This window comes from Corallincola platygyrae (assembly GCF_039544265.1).
GTDB lineage: Bacteria > Pseudomonadota > Gammaproteobacteria > Enterobacterales > Neiellaceae > Corallincola > Corallincola platygyrae.
On the sequence record NZ_BAABLI010000009.1, the window covers coordinates 149,216 to 167,309 of the forward strand.

At 49.9% G+C, this 18,094-nt stretch carries 20 protein-coding genes; 14 read left to right on the forward strand and 6 right to left on the reverse strand.

The annotated features are described in order from the left end of the window. The first annotated feature begins 2 nt into the window (after window positions 1-2). From gspF to ABEA14_RS08870, 9 genes are read left to right on the forward strand one after another with little or no spacing between them, the layout of a single operon-like run. Entirely contained in the window at window positions 3-1,223 is a 1,221-nt protein-coding gene (gene gspF / locus ABEA14_RS08830; RefSeq protein ID WP_345339580.1) for a type II secretion system inner membrane protein GspF, read from the forward strand. Window positions 1,224-1,253: 30 nt separating this feature from the next. After that, on the forward strand, window positions 1,254-1,700 hold the full coding sequence (gspG, locus tag ABEA14_RS08835) for a type II secretion system major pseudopilin GspG (RefSeq protein ID WP_345339581.1): 447 nt from the start codon (window positions 1,254-1,256) through the stop codon (window positions 1,698-1,700). Then, the gene (gspH, locus tag ABEA14_RS08840) at window positions 1,645-2,295 is read left to right on the forward strand and encodes a type II secretion system minor pseudopilin GspH (RefSeq protein ID WP_345339582.1); all 651 of its coding nucleotides are present in this window, start codon (window positions 1,645-1,647) and stop codon (window positions 2,293-2,295) included. Before gspG ends, gspH begins: the two co-directional genes overlap by 56 nt. Beyond that, on the forward strand, window positions 2,292-2,678 hold the full coding sequence (gene gspI, locus ABEA14_RS08845) for a type II secretion system minor pseudopilin GspI (RefSeq protein ID WP_345339583.1): 387 nt from the start codon (window positions 2,292-2,294) through the stop codon (window positions 2,676-2,678). The genes gspH and gspI overlap by 4 nt, the downstream gene beginning before the upstream one ends. Beyond that, on the forward strand, window positions 2,675-3,406 hold the full coding sequence (gene gspJ, locus ABEA14_RS08850; RefSeq protein WP_345339584.1) for a type II secretion system minor pseudopilin GspJ: 732 nt from the start codon (window positions 2,675-2,677) through the stop codon (window positions 3,404-3,406). The genes gspI and gspJ overlap by 4 nt, the downstream gene beginning before the upstream one ends. Then, the gene (gspK, locus tag ABEA14_RS08855) at window positions 3,393-4,397 is read left to right on the forward strand and encodes a type II secretion system minor pseudopilin GspK (protein ID WP_345339602.1); all 1,005 of its coding nucleotides are present in this window, start codon (window positions 3,393-3,395) and stop codon (window positions 4,395-4,397) included. The genes gspJ and gspK overlap by 14 nt, the downstream gene beginning before the upstream one ends. Further along, window positions 4,394-5,614, forward strand: a complete 1,221-nt coding sequence (gene gspL, locus ABEA14_RS08860; RefSeq protein WP_345339585.1) for a type II secretion system protein GspL — start codon at window positions 4,394-4,396, stop codon at window positions 5,612-5,614. The genes gspK and gspL overlap by 4 nt, the downstream gene beginning before the upstream one ends. Continuing rightward, entirely contained in the window at window positions 5,611-6,093 is a 483-nt protein-coding gene (gene gspM, locus ABEA14_RS08865) for a type II secretion system protein GspM (protein WP_345339586.1), read from the forward strand. The genes gspL and gspM overlap by 4 nt, the downstream gene beginning before the upstream one ends. Before the next feature lie 4 nt (window positions 6,094-6,097). After that, window positions 6,098-6,856, forward strand: coding sequence for a type II secretion system protein N (locus ABEA14_RS08870; protein WP_345339587.1), 759 nt, complete (start codon window positions 6,098-6,100; stop codon window positions 6,854-6,856). A 24-nt stretch (window positions 6,857-6,880) separates the two neighbouring features. On the opposite strand, the gene yrfG is transcribed toward ABEA14_RS08870, so the two are convergent. Beyond that, on the reverse strand, window positions 6,881-7,558 hold the full coding sequence (yrfG, locus tag ABEA14_RS08875; RefSeq protein ID WP_345339603.1) for a GMP/IMP nucleotidase: 678 nt from the start codon (window positions 7,556-7,558) through the stop codon (window positions 6,881-6,883). A 101-nt stretch (window positions 7,559-7,659) separates the two neighbouring features. Here yrfG and nudE point away from each other — a divergent pair, with 101 nt between their 5' ends. Continuing rightward, entirely contained in the window at window positions 7,660-8,226 is a 567-nt protein-coding gene (nudE, locus tag ABEA14_RS08880) for an ADP compounds hydrolase NudE (RefSeq protein ID WP_345339588.1), read from the forward strand. After that, window positions 8,226-9,035, forward strand: a complete 810-nt coding sequence (gene cysQ, locus ABEA14_RS08885; RefSeq protein ID WP_345339604.1) for a 3'(2'),5'-bisphosphate nucleotidase CysQ — start codon at window positions 8,226-8,228, stop codon at window positions 9,033-9,035. Before nudE ends, cysQ begins: the two co-directional genes overlap by 1 nt. Window positions 9,036-9,090: 55 nt before the next feature. Here cysQ and sthA read toward each other — a convergent pair whose 3' ends face one another. The 3 genes from sthA to ABEA14_RS08900 all read right to left on the reverse strand — a co-directional run bounded on the left by sthA (window position 9,091) and on the right by ABEA14_RS08900 (window position 12,917). Further along, window positions 9,091-10,530 carry a Si-specific NAD(P)(+) transhydrogenase gene (gene sthA / locus ABEA14_RS08890; RefSeq protein WP_345339589.1) on the reverse strand — a complete coding sequence of 480 codons (1,440 nt, stop codon included), beginning with the start codon at window positions 10,528-10,530 and terminating at the stop codon, window positions 9,091-9,093. 142 nt (window positions 10,531-10,672) lie between these two features. Next, the gene (gene selD / locus ABEA14_RS08895; RefSeq protein ID WP_345339590.1) at window positions 10,673-11,710 is read right to left on the reverse strand and encodes a selenide, water dikinase SelD; all 1,038 of its coding nucleotides are present in this window, start codon (window positions 11,708-11,710) and stop codon (window positions 10,673-10,675) included. Window positions 11,711-11,789: 79 nt separating this feature from the next. Further along, on the reverse strand, window positions 11,790-12,917 hold the full coding sequence (locus ABEA14_RS08900) for a fatty acid desaturase (protein ID WP_345339591.1): 1,128 nt from the start codon (window positions 12,915-12,917) through the stop codon (window positions 11,790-11,792). A 149-nt stretch (window positions 12,918-13,066) separates the two neighbouring features. Here ABEA14_RS08900 and fabR point away from each other — a divergent pair, with 149 nt between their 5' ends. Beyond that, window positions 13,067-13,678 (forward strand): HTH-type transcriptional repressor FabR, encoded by a 612-nt coding sequence (gene fabR / locus ABEA14_RS08905; RefSeq protein ID WP_345339592.1) that lies wholly within the window; start codon window positions 13,067-13,069, stop codon window positions 13,676-13,678. Window positions 13,679-13,685: 7 nt separating this feature from the next. Here fabR and trmA read toward each other — a convergent pair whose 3' ends face one another. Then, window positions 13,686-14,789, reverse strand: a complete 1,104-nt coding sequence (gene trmA, locus ABEA14_RS08910) for a tRNA (uridine(54)-C5)-methyltransferase TrmA (RefSeq protein WP_345339593.1) — start codon at window positions 14,787-14,789, stop codon at window positions 13,686-13,688. Between the two features lie 190 nt (window positions 14,790-14,979). On the opposite strand from trmA, the gene ABEA14_RS08915 reads away from it, so the two are divergent. Together ABEA14_RS08915 and murI are read left to right on the forward strand one after the other, a co-directional pair. Further along, window positions 14,980-16,413 (forward strand): hypothetical protein, encoded by a 1,434-nt coding sequence (locus ABEA14_RS08915; RefSeq protein ID WP_345339594.1) that lies wholly within the window; start codon window positions 14,980-14,982, stop codon window positions 16,411-16,413. Between the two features lie 118 nt (window positions 16,414-16,531). Continuing rightward, on the forward strand, window positions 16,532-17,329 hold the full coding sequence (murI, locus tag ABEA14_RS08920; RefSeq protein ID WP_345339595.1) for a glutamate racemase: 798 nt from the start codon (window positions 16,532-16,534) through the stop codon (window positions 17,327-17,329). Between the two features lie 32 nt (window positions 17,330-17,361). On the opposite strand, the gene ABEA14_RS08925 is transcribed toward murI, so the two are convergent. Then, window positions 17,362-17,823: an RNA recognition motif domain-containing protein gene (locus tag ABEA14_RS08925; protein ID WP_345339596.1), complete on the reverse strand. Its 462-nt coding sequence runs from the start codon at window positions 17,821-17,823 to the stop codon at window positions 17,362-17,364. Window positions 17,824-18,094 lie beyond the last annotated feature (271 nt).

Here is an 18,094-nt window from a genome sequence, read left to right on the forward strand (position 1 = left end):
TTGTGGCGGTATTTGAGTACAAGGCATTAGATGCCAAGGGGCGTCAGAAGAAAGGGGTGATCGAGGGCGATAGTGCTCGTCAGGTTCGTCAGCTTTTACGGGAAAAAGGCATGATCCCGATGGAGTTGACCCATGCTAAAGCCGCGGAAGAGAAGAAAAAGAGTGGTGGGTTCGGCTTTAAGCGAGGTGTTTCTGCACCCGACTTGGCGCTTATTACTCGTCAGATGGCTACCTTGGTTGCCTCTTCCATGCCGCTTGAGGAATCGCTTAAAGCAGTCGCCGAACAGTGTGAAAAGCCGCGTTTGTCCACCATGATGATGGCGGTGCGTGGCAAAGTGCTTGAAGGTCATACGCTGGCGGATAGCATGCGCGAGTTCCCTCATGTATTTGATGAGCTGTTTTGCGCCACTGTATCAGCAGGTGAAAAATCGGGACACTTGGATACGGTACTGAATCGCTTGGCAGATCATACCGAGCAGCGTCAAGCTACACGTTCCAAGCTTATTCAGGCTCTGGTGTATCCTATTGTACTTACCGTAATTGCGAGTGGCGTGATTACCCTGCTTTTAGCCGTGGTTGTTCCGAAGATCGTGGCTCAGTTTGAGCATATGGGGCAGGGACTGCCAACTACCACCAAGGTCTTGATTGGTGCCAGCGATTTTGTGCTGGCTTATGGCTTGTACATTGGCGTTGGATTTATGCTGTTGATGGTTGGTTTGCAACGCTTGTTTGCCAAACCCAATTGGAAACTCAAGTACCACAACTGGCAGTTGTATTTTCCTGTCATTGGCAAAGTGGTGCGAGGCATGAATACCGCCCGCTATGCACGTACTTTGGCTATTTTGACAGCTTCTGCCGTGCCCTTGTTAGAAGCGATGCGTATTGCTTCTGACGTACTGACAAATCTACGTATTAAAAATGCAACCCATGACGCTACTGGCCATGTGCGTGAAGGTACCAGCCTTAGGGCGGCTCTCACCGAAACCAAGCTGTTTCCTCCTATGATGCTGCATATGATTGCCTCGGGTGAGCGCTCCGGTGAGCTGGAAGAGATGCTGACCCGGGCGGCAGATAACCAGGAACGTGAGTTTGACTCACTTATGACGGTAGCCATGGGATTGTTGGGGCCTTTGGTCCTGGTGCTGATGGCGGGAGTCGTGTTGTTTATTGTGGTAGCGATTCTTCAGCCTATTATCAACTTGAATAACCTTGTTGGGGTTTAACCCCTGTTTTCCTGAGAGGATGTTTTCATCATGAATACGTTTGAAAAACGAAACACCGGCTTCACCCTGTTGGAAGTAATGGTTGTTATCGTGATCCTGGGTATCCTGGCATCTTTGGTTGTACCCAACTTGTTGGGTAACAAAGAAAAAGCTGATACTCAGAAAGTTATCAGCGATATTACTGCGTTGGAGCAAACTTTGGATATGTATAAGTTGGATAACGCAATGTATCCAACCACAGAGCAAGGCTTGGAAGCTCTGGTAGACAAACCAACTAGCGCACCTGAACCACGCAAGTACCGTGAAGATGGTTACATCAAACGTCTGCCAAAGGATCCTTGGGGTAATGAGTATATGTATCTGAGCCCAGGTGAACGTGGCAAATATGATCTGTATTCACTGGGTTCAGATGGTGAAGAGGGTGGTGAAGGTACTGCTGCAGATATCGGAAGCTGGAACCTGCAGGATTATCAATAAGTTGTTACTACATCACACCCATCCGATTCGGCACGAGCAGGGTTTTACCCTGCTCGAAGTGCTTTTGGTGATCGCATTAATGGCGATTGTCTCGGTGGGTGTTGTATTGAACCTGGACCTTGCTGGTCCTGAACAAAAACTGGAAAGAGAAGCAACCCGATTCGGTGCTGTTGTTGAAATGGCTGCTGAGCAAGCTTTGATGCGTGGCGAAGAATATGGCATGCGTGTGGATGATAAGCAGTATCGCTTTTTCCAACTTGATGAAGAAAACAAATGGCAGCCAATAGAAGACGACCGACTGTTTGCTCCTCGCAATTGGCCTGACATTATTGGTGCCAAGTTAACCTTGGATGATCTTCCCTGGGAACAGGAAAACAAGCTGACTCGCTCGGGTTCTATGTTTGAAGGTGTGGAGATCGAGCGGGAAAAGAAAGAAGAGCGCCCGCAAGTTCTGATCTTTTCCAGTGGTGACGTTACTCCATTCAGTGTGCTGCTTTCATTGCAGGATGTGGCGGATGATGACATGGCTTATTTTCGGATCAATGGGTTTGATACTGGAGAGATCCAGATTGAAGGACCACTGGATAGACCATGAAGATAGCAAGTGGCAGGCGACTTAGCCGGGGCATGACATTACTGGAAGTGCTGGTGGCATTAGCTATTTTTGCCAGTGCTGCAATCAGTTTGGCGCAAGCGACATCTGGGCATCTGAACAGCTTGTCGTACTTGGAACAGAGCACCATGGCCAGTTGGGTTGCGAGTAACCGAATGACTGAAATCGCTCTGGCCAATGAGTGGCCAAAACTATCGATCAGTCGCGGCACCATGGAGATGGCGGGACACACCTGGCACTGGACCCAGCAAGGGCTGGAAACCCCTGACAAAGAGTTTAGAGGTGTTAGGGTTGAGGTCTTTTTAAATGAAAAAGACAAGTCACCCATGGCGAGTCTGGTGACTTATCGGAGTAAACCCGAATGAGGCGTGCTCTGGGTTTTACCCTGCTTGAGATGTTGGTTGCGATTTCAGTTTTTACTGTTGTTGGCATCGCCTCATACACCACGTTAAACAATATTCAGAAAAGTGAAGCAATTTCCCGCGATAAATCGGAGCAGATGAAAACACTGCAACGAGCAATGACCATTATCGAACGGGACATAATACAGGCCACCAGGCGGCAGGTGAGGATTGATGAAAGAGAAGCCAGCGAGGGCTTTTTGTGGGCCGGAGAGTATTTGGTTGAAAGCCAGTTTGATGGCTTGGTATTGACTCGGCAGGGCTGGCGCAACCCTACTGCGATGTTGCCACGAAGTACACTGCAGTCCATATCGTATCGCGTGCAGGAAAATCGCTTGGAGCGACTTTATTTTGTTTACCCAGATGCGGTTAGCGGCACGGAGCCTAAAGTTTCTCCTGTTCTGGAAGGGATCAATGGCTTTAAGGTCAGTATTTATGACGAAAATGGCTGGCAGCGCCCTTGGGAAGGAAAAACCATCCCTAAAGCGATCTCGGTTGAGTTGGATATCGAAGGGGTTGGCGTAGTCAATCGCATGTTCCTTTTGGCCGGAGATGGAAACGCCCACCGTCAGGTCGTTACTGACCAAGGTGGCTCAGGCGGCAGTGGTGGCAGTGGCAACGGCAACGAAGGCAGTGGCGACGGAAGCAGCGGCTCAGGAGACCGGAGGGCCGCTGGCGATGGTAGTAACTAGCTCGTCACCGAAGCGTCAACGCGGTGTGGCGATTATCACCGTCATGCTCGTCGTAGCCCTAGCTGTGATTATTGCTGCCAATATGACTGAGCGCTTGGGATTGCAGATGCGCCGGGCTGAGAACCTTATCCTGGGTAACCAGGGTCTTTGGTATGCCATGGGTGCAGAGCAGTTTGCTATCAAAATTTTGCAGCAGGATATCAAGGATGACGAGGATGTGATCCACCTTGGCCAGAACTGGGCACAGGAAGGGAATGAGTTTCCTGTTGAAGGTGGGACTTTGGGCGGGCAGGTCATAGATATGCAGTCCTGCTTTAATCTTAACAGTGTCGCCGGCAGCGATCCGAAAAAAGAGCTCAAAGCCAGGCCTGTACAAAGCCGGATGTTTCAAGCACTGCTCGAAGAGCTGGAAGTCGACGCTTATGAGGCCGAACAGATTGCCGAGGCGTTGCGGGACTGGATTGATGCCGACAGCATTATGGCATCCAGTGTAGGGGCTGAGGACGCTGAGTACGAGTCAATGGCTGTCCCCTATCTGACAGCAAACAGTTTGTTGGCCCACGCCAGTGAACTGAGGGCGATCAGAGGGGTAACCGCTGAAATCTATGAGAAGGTCAGGCCTTATGTTTGTGCATTGCCAGAAAATCCAACACTCAAGGTGAATGTTAATACCATTAAGCCTGAGCATGCGGCCATATTGGCTGCGGTGCTGACGCCACGGATTAATTTAAGCGAAGCTCAGGATCTGATAAACAATCGACCTAAAAATGGCTTTGAAAACATCGACGAGTTTTGGCGGCAACCTGAAGTAAGTGCGGTGGGTAGTGGCAATCAAGGTCAAAAGGAAGCACTGGTTGTAAATAGCCATTATTTTCTGTTGCAGGCAAAAACTGAAGTGGCAGATCTAAAATTCAAACTGGAGTCGCTGATGAAACGCGGGCAAGACAATAAACTTGTTGTGATAAGGCGACAGATGGGAGGAACCCAGTGAACGAACAATTAGTGATAAGACTGGGGCATAAAGAAGATGCGCCAGTTCACTGGCTGGTTTGGTCCTATAGCGAATCTGAAGTGATTGCTTCAGGCACATTACCCAATGTTGCTCAACTCACCACCCTGCATGAACGGGCAGGCGGACGTAAGCCTGTTGTGCTGGTTCCTAGCAGTGAAATTGCGTTACATCAGGTTGAGCTGCCGCCTAAAGCCGGACGTGCAGTACTTAAAGCGCTGCCATTTATGCTTGAAGAGCAGTTGGCTCAGGATGTAGACAGTTTGCACTTTGCTCTGGGTGAGCGGGTTGAGAATGTTCAGCAGGTGATGGTGGTTAGCCGTACCCGTATGGCGCAATGGATGGATTGGCTGGCTGAAGCGGATATCACTCCGCAGCGGCTTGTTCCGGATCTGCTTGCCTTACCTTTTCACGAGCAGGATTGGACATCGCTTGATTTTGAATCTCAGCTTCTGCTCCGCACCGGTCTGTTTTCGGGCATTGTCGTTGAGCCTGAAAACGCTGAGTTATATCTACAAAGCCTTGTGGCTTCAAGAGAAAGTAGTGATGAGCCTCAGGCACTGCATACCTACCAACCTTGGATCCTGCCAGAAATCGATGACTTAAGTATCGTGCGAGAACCCGAAGAGTTGCCTATGCAACTGTTGGCTGAACATCTTCCATCGCACCAATGGAACCTTCTTCAGGGCAACTTTGAACAAAAGAGGGAGTTTGATAAGCGTTTGCTGGCGTGGCGTAACGTGGCTGCGGTGGCAGTGTTCTGTGTACTTCTGAACATGTTGCTTGATGGTATGGCCTTATGGCGGTTGAGCGGTGAGCGCGAGCACACCCAAAATCAAACCCTGGAAGTGTTTAAAGTGGCTTTTCCTGACGTCAAAGCCAGCTCTGTAAGCAAAGCCCGTTCAATCATGAAAGCCAAGCTGTCTGAGCTTGGTGGCAGTGGCGAAACAGATCTGGGCTTGTTCAAAATGCTCAGTGAACTGAAAGAGCCATTTGAGTCCGTAAGCGCATTTAAGCTTGCTTCGATGAAGTTTGATAAGCGCCGTCAGGAGCTGCGCATTCAAGCTGAAGCAAAAGCATTTGCTGATTTCGAGAAGTTTAAAAGTGCGGTGTCAGACAATTATGAGATCGAAGTAGGTTCGTTGAACAATCAATCCGGCACTGTCTCTGGCTCTATGATCATAAGGAGCAAAGGATGAATGCGATAAAAGCTTATTTGGACGGTTTGGATAGCCGGGAACGCCAGTTACTCATTGTCGCAGCCATCGCAGTGGTATTCGCGATTTTTTATTGGGGGATCTGGGCACCTCTCGATAGCGCTGTAGACAATGAGCGTCAAATGCTTAGCTCTGATGAAAGTCGCTTAGCCGAGATGAAGCGTGCCGCAGTGGAAGTGATTAGTCTGCGTGGAAAAGCGTCTGGTGGCCAGGCACGGGGTGGCAGTTTATCTTCCATCGTGAACCGTACAGCAAGAGCACAGAAAGTTACGATTGCACGCATACAACCGCAAGGCGAAGACCTTCAGGTCTGGATTGACCAAGTTTCATTTAATGCGCTTATGAACTGGCTTGGCGTGCTTAAGAAGCAGTACGGCATCGATGTGGCCAGCTTGGATCTTACCAGCGAGCCTGATAGTGGTGTGGTTCGTATCCGACGCCTGCAACTGACAAGGAGTTAATATCTTGATTTGGGTTCGCCGTGGCGCAGTTGTTTTAGTTGTTTACCTGTTCTTTCTGATCATGACGCTCCCAGCTGCCTGGCTGGTTCGCTTTCTTCCCCTGCCTGAAACGACAGTTTTGCAAGGTGTGAGCGGTACCGTATGGCAAGGCGAGATCGCAGTGTTACGAGATCGTCGAATAGTGTTGGATAAAGTTAAATGGGACCTCTCGTTCTGGCCATTAATAATGGGCGACCTGGATGCTGAGGTGAACATCGGCACTCGCCATTCTGATATTCGAGGTCAGGCGCGAATCATCGCTGATCCAGGTGGTATCGCGATCTATGACGGTTCGTTAATCGTTCCTGCACAGTTTGTCGGTGCCGTTTCAAACCTTCCGGGACGTGCCACATTGGATGGTACGATGAAATATTTTGTCGAAGAGTTTGAACATGGCTTGCCTTGGTGTGAAACCCTGGTTGGCGACATCTTTTGGGAATCAGCAAGCTTCAATAACAACATGATCAAGACGCCAGTGGCTCTGGGTCAAATAAGTACTCAACTCAGTTGTGTTGATGGGCAGGTTGTATTTGATCTTGATGGCAGCCAGAGCCCGCTAGCGGCCTCGGGGAGCATTCGTTTACCAGATCGTCAGCGTGCTGTTGGCACCATAATGCTCAACCCTGACCGTTCACTGCCAAAAGAGGTCATCGAAGGCCTGGAATTTCTCTCTGAGAAAACCCCTGAAGGGCTGAAGTTTGAGTTTGATACCAAACTGCCCTAGTGAATCTGCTTATCCGGCTGCAGCCTAAATAGGGTGCTGCCGGATATCACTGAGTAAGGTTCGATAATCCTTAATATTGTGGTAACCGGCCACCTGCCTTGCGGGTTGTTGGCTATCAGGGTTGGCAACAGCTAATAAATGTTTAATGCCATAAGTGCGTGCTGCTGCCAGTACACTGGCACTGTCATCCACAAATAGCGTTTTTTCTTTCTCAAATCCCAACTTTCTCTGCAACTGTGACCATAACTGTTGCTGCTCTTTGGCCGCACCAAACTCATGACTGGTGTACAGCTTATGCAGGTGCTTATCCAGCTGAGTTCGCTCTACCTTTAGAGACAAGCTATCTGGATGTGCATTGGTCAGGAGGATCACCTGTCTGCCGGTGTCTTTAAGCGTATCCAGAAAGGGCAGGGTATCAGGGCGAAGGCTGATACGATTAGCGACTTCCCGCTTCATTGCGACTATGTCCATCTGCAGGCGTTCCTGCCAATAATCCAGGCAGTACCATTTAAGCGAGCCCATGACTTCTCGATAGGCTGATGTCAGCAGGTCGTGGGCCTGTTCAAAGCTAATCTCTTTCTCTTCTGCATAACGCTGAGGCAAGTGGGTCAACCAGAAGTGGTTGTCAAAATGCAGGTCCAGCAAGGTGCCGTCCATATCCAATAGCACGGTTTCAATCTGATCCCATTGCAGCACGATTATTCCCCCAGAAATGCTAAAAAACTTGGCACGATGGCGTTAGACCGCTAGTGTAATCCTAGCCTTCTTAACTTTGCATTAAATAATAAGACTAAGCCCGTCAAATGAGCCAGGACCCTACTGACAAGAAAAAACCCACCATACTCGCAAGTCGTGTAGTTGCCCAAAGTCGTCTGTTCACCATCGAAGCGATTGACCTGGCGTTTTCCAATGGGGCACGCCGAGAATATGAACGTATGCGCGGCAGTGGCCGTGGCGCGGTAATGATGGTGCCCCTGATCGACGATCAGGTCGTTTTGGTTCGTGAATATGCGGCAGGTACAGATAGTTATGAGCTAGGCTTTCCGAAAGGGCTGATAGATCCAGGGGAATCGCCAGAGCAGGCTGCGGATCGAGAACTTAAAGAAGAGATCGGCTTTGGTAGCCATGAGTTGACCAGGCTCAAGACTCTGACCATGGCGCCCGCCTATTTTGGTAGCCAGATGACGATCATGCTGGCTCGGGAGTTGTATCCAGAAGTGTTGCAGGGCGATGAGCCTGAACCGCTGGAAAAAGTTTACTGGCCGGTAGCGGATATGATGGGTTTGGTACAACAGCCTGAATTTTGCGAAGCACGCAGTATCGCCGCACTGTATTTGGCGAATGAGATGCTGCAGAGAGAGGGGAAGTGATGGAGCCGATTGCGTTGCTCAATGATGTAAGAGCGATGGCGGTGGACGCCGGTAATTTGATTGTTGATATCTATCAGCAGGGCCGTTTCGAAAAGCTGACCAAGCAAGATGAAACGCCGGTCACAACCGCAGACTTGAGAGCCAACCAACTCTTGATGGAACGACTGACTCAACTGGCGCCTGAGATCCCCATTCAATCTGAAGAGGTGACCGATGTTGGTTTCAATAAGCGTTGTCACTGGGACCGTTATTGGCTAATCGACCCGCTTGATGGCACAGGTGAATTTATTGCGGGTAGTGGTGACTTTGCCGTAAATATTGCCCTGATCGTAAAGGGCGTACCAACCTTGGGCGTGGTTCATGCGCCAGTTTCTGGCATCACCTATTTTGCTACTCGAGGTCATGGCGCGTTTAAGAGTCACGGTGGAGAAACTAAGGCAATTAGTTCAACCAAGTTTGCCAGTGAAACGCCAAAGTCACTGCGTATTGCCGTCAGTCGCCGCCAGAATCTAGAGTTGATCACCGACCAGTTGCGAGAAGACGTACAGGCTGAGTTTATTCCTTTTGGCAGTGCCACACTTAAGAGCTGCATGGTGGCTGAAGGGGTTGCCGACTGCTATTTGCGTATAGGGCCCACCGGCGAATGGGATACTGGTGCGGCGCAGTGCATCGTTGATGAGGCAGGGGGAAGGATCCTCGATCTTGACCTGAATCCGCTTAGCTATAACGAACGAGAGTCGTTGGAGAACCCCAACTTTATCGTGTTGGGAGATGAGTCTCTGCCCTGGGACAGCTTACTAAAACATTAAAAAAAGCCGCTCAATAGAGCGGCTTTTTTATTTGACCCCGATCCTGACTTGGCTTCTAGAATAAACGGTTCAGGCCATTGAGTGCGGCGACACGGTAGGCCTCCGCCATGGTTGGGTAGTTAAATGTCGTTCGAATAAAATACTCGATTGTGTTTGCTTCACCTTCCTGTTCCATGATCGCCTGACCAATATGGAGAATCTCGGATGCATTTACACCAAAACAGTGGATGCCCAGGATCTGTTTGGTTTCGCGATGGAACAAGAGCTTCAAGCAGCCAACCCCTGCATTGGCGATCTGTGCGCGCGCCAAGCTAGAGAAGTGTGCCTGACCGATCTCATAAGGCACTTTCGCTGCTGTCAGTTCCTGCTCTGTTTTACCGACAGAGCTGATCTCAGGAATAGTGTAGATACCGGTCGGTATGTTGCCGATAAGCTTGGCTTCCGCTTTGCCATCTACCATGGCGTCAGCGGCGATCCGGCCCTGGTCATAAGCAGCACTGGCCAGACTGGGATAACCGATGACATCACCCACGGCGTAGATGTTGTCGACGTCGGTTTGATAGTGTTCATTCACTTCCAGTTGACCACGGTGGTTAGCTTTGAGGCCCACCTTGTCTAACTGAAGTGTATCGGTATTACCGGTGCGACCATTAGCAAACAGCAGAGCATCCGCTTTTAAACGTTTACCCGATTCGAACTGCACAACGACACCGTCGTCTGTCCCTTCAACGCTGGCATAGGTTTCGTTATGACGGATCATCACGCCTGAACTGCGCAGGTGATAACTAAGTGCGTCGGAGATCTCTACGTCAAGGAACGACAATAAGCGCTCTCGGCTGTCGATAAGGGTGACTTTGCAATCCAGGCCTCGGAAAATCGACGCGTATTCACACCCAATCACGCCTGCACCATAAATAATGATATGGCGTGGGTGGTGGGTCAGACTGAGTATGGTGTCACTGTCGTAAACGCGAGGGTGGTCAAAGTCGATGTTTTGAGGACGGTAAGGGCGAGAGCCGCTAGCGACCAGAATCTTGTCCGCGGTGATTGTTTCAATGCCGCTTTCCGACACTACCTTGATGGTGTGATTGTCGACAAACTCCGCATTACCATGGAAGACATTCACATCATTGCGGTTGTAAAAGCCTGTGCGCATCCGCGTTTGTTTGGTTACCACTGATGCTGCTTGTTTCAGGATCTGATCAAAGGTCCAGGTCCGGGGTTTGTGAAAACCTTCAACAAACAGGGGGTTGTTATTGAAGTCTATCAGGCGCGACACCGAATGACGCAGCGCCTTTGAGGGAATGGTGCCCCAGTGGGTACAGCCACCACCGACATCAGAATGCCTTTCAATCACGGCAACGCGCTGACCACGCTTGCTCAAATTCATTGAGGCGCCTTCGCCGCCGGGACCTGAGCCTATGATAATGGCATCGTAGTCATAGACTGGTTTTGTCTTGGGGGCAGGGGGGGTAGTGTTATTCTTTTTGGTCACGGGCGTTGCTTCTTATTCTGTTTTCCCAAAGTGCGCATAGTTTACCTTCACGCAGCAAGGGACAGAAGCAATCAGCGCACAAAAGCAGAGATCAAGATGGAAACTGCCTGCAAATGTGCGCAATTGGCCGTGTTAATCCCGGTTAACTTATAAAGACCAATGAATCGCCTTCAGCAGAGCTGACGATTTCCCCAATGGGTTTGGCTGGCATCTCATCCATAGCCAGAAGTTCAGATACACCGTCAGCATGTTCGCTGTCCACCGCGATCAGCAGGCCACCACTGGTTTGGGGATCGCACAATAACTGTTTCTGTTTTTCGGTCAGTGGTGCAGCTTTGTGGCCATAACTGGCAAAGTTGCGCTCTGTGCCTCCCGGTATACAACCTTGGGCTCGATAATTCTCAACTTCAGGCAGGGTCTTGATGGCATCAAAGTTCAATTGCGCTTTTACGCCGCTGCCTTCGCAGATCTCGATTAGATGGCCCAGAAGGCCAAAGCCGGTAACGTCAGTCATTGCACAAACGCCAGGTAACTTGGCCAATTCAAAACCCAGTTTATTTAGTTGGCACATAGCGTCAGGCGCTATCTGCTCATGCTCTGGTAACAGCTTTTTCTGTTTTTGTGCCGTGGTCAGGATCCCTATCCCCAACGGCTTGGTAAGAAACAACTTTGCGCCAGATCTGGCTTGGTCATTTCGCTGTAACTGTGTCAGCGGCACTTCCCCAGTGACTGCCAAGCCAAAAATTGGCTCTGGAGCATCAATGCTGTGACCTCCAGCTAACAAAATGCCGGCATCGGCGCACGCCTGACGCCCACCATCAACGACATTGGCTGCAATCTCGGGTGATAGTTTCGCCGTTGGCCAACCCAGGATCGCAATTGCCATAAGTGGGCGCCCGCCCATGGCGTAAACATCACTGATCGCATTGGTGGCCGCTATTCGGCCAAAGGTAAAGGGGTCATCCACAATTGGCATGAAGAAGTCTGTGGTACTTATGACGCCGCGACCATCACCAAGATCGTAAACCGCTGCATCATCTTTACTTTGATTGCCGACGAGCAGTTTAGGATCGGTGGGCAGGTTGAGTTGGCTATGTAGGATCTGGTCGAGTACCGCAGGAGCAATCTTACAGCCGCAGCCGGCGCCATGGCTGTATTCAGTGAGTTTTATTGGTTCCATCTAAAAGGCGTATGCAGCTAACAATGTGCATTTAGCATAACCGGGCTCACTGCTAAGGCAAACCCGTTAGACATTATGGCTACGCATATTGCGCTGTGAACTGTCGCCATAATTTGTGTTGCTCTTGCCAACGTAGCTGCAACTCCCGGCATTGAGCAGCGAGTTGACTCTCTTCGTAACGCTTAAGCATGCGATATTTTTTCATCTCCAGCAGGCGTTTTCGGGTGCTGTAAAAAGCATTGAGTTTTTCCAACAGCAGTTCGTATTCCGCCTGAGCCTTTGCCAGTAACTGCTCACTTTGTTCGCTTGTCGGCAATTTGTCCTGTAAACTTTTTAACTGCATTTGATAGCGAGCTGCCTGGATACGTTCTTCTGGGCTTTTTTTCAATTTCGAGGTGAGGCCAATCCAGCTGCAACTTTTGATCAGCCACTTGGTAGGATCGAACTGCCACCAACGGATGCCATTGCGGTAGTCGTATTCGAAAAGGTGATGGAAGTTGTGGTAGCCCTCGCCGTATGTCAAAAAGGCTAGGAAGCCATTGTCTCGGGCGCTGTTTTTGTCGGTGTAGGTTTGTTTACCCCAGATATGAGCTAATGAATTGATAAAGAAAGTGAAGTGGTGACTCAGAACCAAACGTAAAACACCACACAGTAGAAAAGCCCCGATCACGTCACCGCTAAACAGACCAAACAGCACCGGAATTCCCAGATTAGTGGCAAGTACCAATGGCAGGTAGTACTTGTGCTGCCACATAACCACCTTGTCTTTGGTCAGATCACGAACATTGCGGTAATCATCGTAAGATTCAGTTTGGTACTCACGCAACATCCAGCCGATATGGCTGTACCAAAATCCGCGGCCCGCAGAGTAGGGGTCTTTGTCATTATCATCGACATGCCGATGATGAACACGGTGATCAGAAGACCAGTGTAATGCACTGTTTTGTAGTGCAAATGCCCCGCCTATGGCAAAAATCACTTTAAGTACCGGGTGTGCTTCATAGGTTTTGTGAGACCAAAGCCTGTGGTAGCCAGCGGTAATCGATATCCCGGCATATCCCAATAACAACACACAGCCAATGACTTCGGCCCATCCATAACCATGATAAATGCCCCAGGCAGGCACTAGGGTGACAGCAGCCAGCAGCGTTAGGGAGAATAGCAGCACATTGGTCCATATAATTGGCGGTTTGGCGTGTTCAGGCATAACTAACAGACTCGAAATTATTTCAGCGTACAAGTGTTCGCTGATTTTATATGGATGTTCTGCGACTGCCAACCATTCTTATCTAATCCACGCTTGGGTATCATGTCTGAATTAAGGCAACCCAGATTGACACTTCAGGAGATCGGACGTTGGGCGTAAGGGCTGAGCAAAAGTTAAGAACACGGCAGGCGCTGGTGGATTCGGCGTTGTCGCAGTTAAGCGCAGAGCATGGCTTTGCCAACCTCAGTCTGCGAGAAGTTGCCCGCGAAGCGGGAATCGCTCCGACCTCTTTTTACCGCCATTTTCGTGATATGGATGAACTTGGCCTGACGCTGGTGGACAGTGCCGGTTTAACCCTGCGTCAACTGATGCGCCAGGCACGGCAGCGAATCAAGGATGGTGGTTCGGTTATTCGAACGTCGGTTGAAACTTTTATGGAGTTTGTTACCGACACGCCAAACGTATTTCGCCTGTTGCTTCGCGAGCGTTCTGGCACATCCGCTCCTTTCCGTGCGGCGGTCGCGCGGGAGATCCAGCATTTTATCGAGGAGTTAGCTCATTACCTGATGCAGCAGGTCGGTGGGCGCTCCGCCGATGCCTACATTCAGGCCGAAGCTATGGTGACCTTGGTGTTTAGTGCGGGTGCGGAAGCGTTGGATCTACCCGAGGAGCAGATCCCGGAGCTGACCGAACGGGTCATTAAACAGCTTAAGTTAGTCGCACGGGGCGCGGCCAGTTACCGCGCCCAAGAGTTGGACTAGTTTTTGGTTAGCCTTGTTGGCGTCGCTTAAGTAGCACGCCGGCTTCGCAGTGGTCGGTATAGGGGAACTGATCAAACAGTGCAAATCGAACGATGTCATGGGTTTGATGCAGCTGTTCCAAGTTATCTGCCAGCGTGTCCGGGTTACATGAAATGTATAGAATGTTGTCGTAATTCTGTACCAGATTGACCGTGTCTGCATCCAGACCCGCCCTCGGCGGATCGACAAAAATGCTATCGCACTGGTAGCTCGTCAAATCGACACCTTTCAGACGATTGAACTGGCGCCCACCCATTGCTTCAGTGAACTCTTCGCTCGACATCCGGATCACGGTCACGTTGTCGACCTGATTCAATTTCATATTCAGCTGTGCAGACGCCACCGATGGCTTTGCGATTTCCGTCGCTAGTACTTTGTCGAAGTTTTGCGCCAGAGGCAGAGTAAAGTTGCCATTGCCACAATAGAGTTCAAGCAGATCACCTTGACTGGCTTTGGTGCATTCCACTGCCCAGCCCAACATTTTTTCGCATACCCCAGCATTGGGTTGGGTGAAACTGTTTTCAATCTGCTGGTACTGGTAGTCACGGCCATTCACATTCAGTGTTTCCATGACGAAATCCTGGTCCACCAACAGCTTCTGTTTTCTCGCTCTACCGATTAACTCGATTTTGCCATGCTGCTGTAGCCGCTGTTTCAACTCTGTGGCGGCTTGTTGCCATGCGTCGTCTAGCTGACGATGGTAAAGCAGGGAGATAGTCGCTTCGCCGGTTTGGGTAGAAAGAAAGTCTACTTGAAACAGTTTGCGGCGCAGAACTGGCCAATCTCTGATTTCATCGAGCAGGGCAGTCATCAGAGTGTTGATCAGCTGCGAAGCCTGTGGGAACGACGTCACTTTATAGTGATTGCGTGTGCCCTTATCGAACATGATGTAGTCGATGTCATCGCCTTCATGCCATACGCGAAACTCCGCACGCATACGATAGTGTTTGGATGCTGAGCTGAAAACTTCCAGTGAAGGCGGGGAAAACTGCGCAAAGCGGTCCTTCATCCAGCGAGCTTTTGCTTCCAGCTGCTGGTCATATTCATCTTGGGTAAAGGACAGATCTGCCATTGTGTTGCTCCGAGCCATTGGGGGCGCAAATTTTAGGCAATCCTGGCGTAGAGTCAAAAACTCTTTTTTGTGAAGTAATAAAACATGGGTTGCACAAAAAATGCTCAAGCTTAGTTTTCTGTGGCCGATAAGAAACCAGGCGCGGTTAGGAGGTACGCAAAACGAATACGAAGAGGAAAAGGGCTTCGTCATGTTTCAATCAAATTTTCAGTTTTATTCACAAACCAGCTTTAGTAGTAGCAAACCTTCCGGCTACGTTCAGCAACCCGGCACCGTCAGTCAGCCTCCGCAGCAAAGCCCATCGTTATCATCGCCCAGCGCAATGCCTGACAAGGTAGCGCCAGACGCTTTGTCAACCCCTGTTGCACTGCCAACAGCTAAACAGTTATCTGAAGTCGCACTTTCTCAGGCGCTGACTGAGAAGTTTGGTGCCGCCGGGGACAATACGTCGGCCAAGGAGCAGCTGCAGAGTCAGGTTGGGCGCCTCTATCAGCTTCAATCAGAGGGAGCCAGTCGCAGTGAGCTAAAGGCCGAATACCGTGAACTTCGTAAAGAGGCGCGTTTGGCGTTTAAAGAAGCAAGAGCAGATTTGAGAGAGGCAGGCCTCTATAGCCGAGATACACGTCATGCCTTGCAAGCTGAATGGAAAGAGTTTGCTAGCACCTTAAAAACGTTTAAGGAAGGGCTCAACGCACCCCAGCCAGAGCCTGTCAGTTACAGCAGCTATCAGTCCGTGCAGTTTTCAATGATCGCGAGCAGTGGTGAACAGGTCCAGTTCAGCTTTAGTGAGCAGCGTTTCGAACAAGGTATGTTGCCTTCCCCTTCATCGTTGAAAGATGGCCCACTGCAGACCCCACAGAAAGATGGGCCCTTACAGCAACCTGAGCAGTTGAAAGACGGCCCGTTACAACAGCCTGCTCCAACAAAAGACGGCCCCTTGCAGCAGCCGGCACCTGCTAAGGACGGTCCTCTGCAGCAACCCGAAGCATTGAAAGATGGTCCTTTGCAACAGCCGGCACCGGTGAAGGATGGCCCACTACAGACACCTGAAATGCAGGCCACAGGAACTTTACCTTTCACTACCAATCCTTTCCGCGAGATGTTTGAGAGCTTGCCTGGTGTTGCCAACCTGTCCGACTTTATGACTCCGGCTGCCAGTCAGTTCGCATTTAGTGCAAGTTTTAGTTTTCAGTATTCTTCAGTTCAAGGGCAGACCAGCTTTAGCTACAGTGGCAGTAGCAACTTTTACTATCAGGTAGGTGGAGCCACATCACAACAAACTGAGCAGGTAGCTAGTGCCGTCGGTGACTTGGCGCAACTAGCAGATCAATACCAAAGTGGCTCAATAGAATCAGCATTGGTTGAAGCGGACGCCGAGCGAGAAGAGGCTGGTACTTACTCAGCGCAAATGGGGAACTCTGCACAGCAGGAAGTTAATGAATATCTGAATCAACTCGGTTCCGTGGAGCAAGCGTTTGCTACACAGTTCAGTGATGAAAACGATATGTACCTCATGGCGAGCTATCTGTTTGCACAACTCGGCAGTACTGGTTCAGGCCAAAATGATGTCTTTCAGTTCCAGCAATTCAATCAGCAATTAAAGATGCGCAGTACCGCAGGCTAGGGTTTAGGCTCTTTTCTTCAAGAGCCCACAGCACTAACATAGCCCCGGCTAAGTCCGGGGCTTTTTAGTGCTAATTACTTAGCATCCGAAAGTTATGCTTTTAAAAGGGTGTGCGCGCTTGAGTGCGAGAATATTAATATTTGATTCTGGTGTTGGTGGGCTGTCTGTTTGGCAGGCGATCCATTCGCGCATGCCTGAGTTGCAGCCATTTTATCTGATGGACAACGAAGCACAGCCTTATGGTGAGCTTGCCGATGATTACCTGGTTAAACGTGCCGTCGCATTAATAAGTGATGCTGTTGCGCAATGTGCACCCGCCATGGTGGTGGTGGCGTGTAACTCTGCCAGTACTTTGGTGCTGCCCGAATTAAGAGCAAAGCTTGAGATCCCAGTGGTGGGCGTTGTTCCTGCGATTAAGCCGGCCGCGTTACAGAGCAAAAATAAACACATAGGTATTCTGGCGACGCCAGGTACGGTTGCTCGTGCTTATACTCAGGCGCTGATCGATGAGTTTGCTGCAGATTGCCAAATATCCAGGCTTGGCAGCAGCGAACTGGTGTTGATGGCCGAACAAAAACTGGCAGGGCAAGCACCCTCACTACCTTTACTGCGGCAATTGCTGTCTAGCTGGGCTGGAATCGAAGGGCCCGACACTATTGTGCTAGGGTGCACTCACTTCCCGCTATTAGCTTCAGAGATCCAGCAAGCATTGCCCCAGGTATGTTGTATCGATAGTGGCGATGCTATTGCTCGCAGGGTTGAAGCCTTGTTCCAGGATGCCTCAATAGATGCAGGGCCGACGGAGGTTCCTTCGACACTCTGGTTTACTAAACGCAGTGAAAGTCTGGGGGCGCAGTGGGCAGCGTTTTCTGCAGCTGGATTAGTAGAGAGTCAGGAAATAAAAAGCCGGCACTAATGGCCGGCTTGTTGATCACTCGTTAGATAAGCTTACTCTTCTTCTTTACGCTCTTTAGCTTCTCTCACTTTCAGCGTGCGCTGCTGGAATTCGTTGTCATTAAGCGCCTTGATCGCCTTGTTTGCGCCGGCCAACTCCATTTCCACAAAACCGTAACCTTTACGGCGGCCTGTTTGGCGATCTTTCATCAGTCTGACAGAGAACACTTTGCCGTGATCTTCAAACAGGGTGCGAACCGCTGCTTCATTCGCACGATAAGGCAGGTTGCCTACGTAAAGTGTTTTGACTTCTCCGACACTAGCACTGCTCTCCTGAGCTTCTTCGCCACCTTGGCTTGGCAAAAATAGAGGAATCAGCACACCGCCAATCAGAATACCTACAGCGAACAAAATATCGCTACTGACAGAATCCCCAAGTGTTTTAACTGAAAAGAAACCAAGTAGAGCCAAGACGGCACTAAAAAGGAGAGATTTTGTAAAATTAACTGCATTCATTGCATTGCTACTCAATATTGTTATTTGTAAAACGTTTTGAAGGCAAAAAAGTATGATTTTCCATAGTAACGGGGTTTTTTATACCCAACCACCTTCGCCCTACATTAAGGCCTCCTGTTGTTACAAAATTTAAACATATCTCTCATTTTTACTGGTTTGTACGACTTTTGACCGTTTGAACCAGATCACACAAAAAAAGCGTTGACGATGAGATTAAGGTCCCTATAATGCCGCCTCACTCGCTCAGGGCGAGGCAGCGGAAAGAAATAAC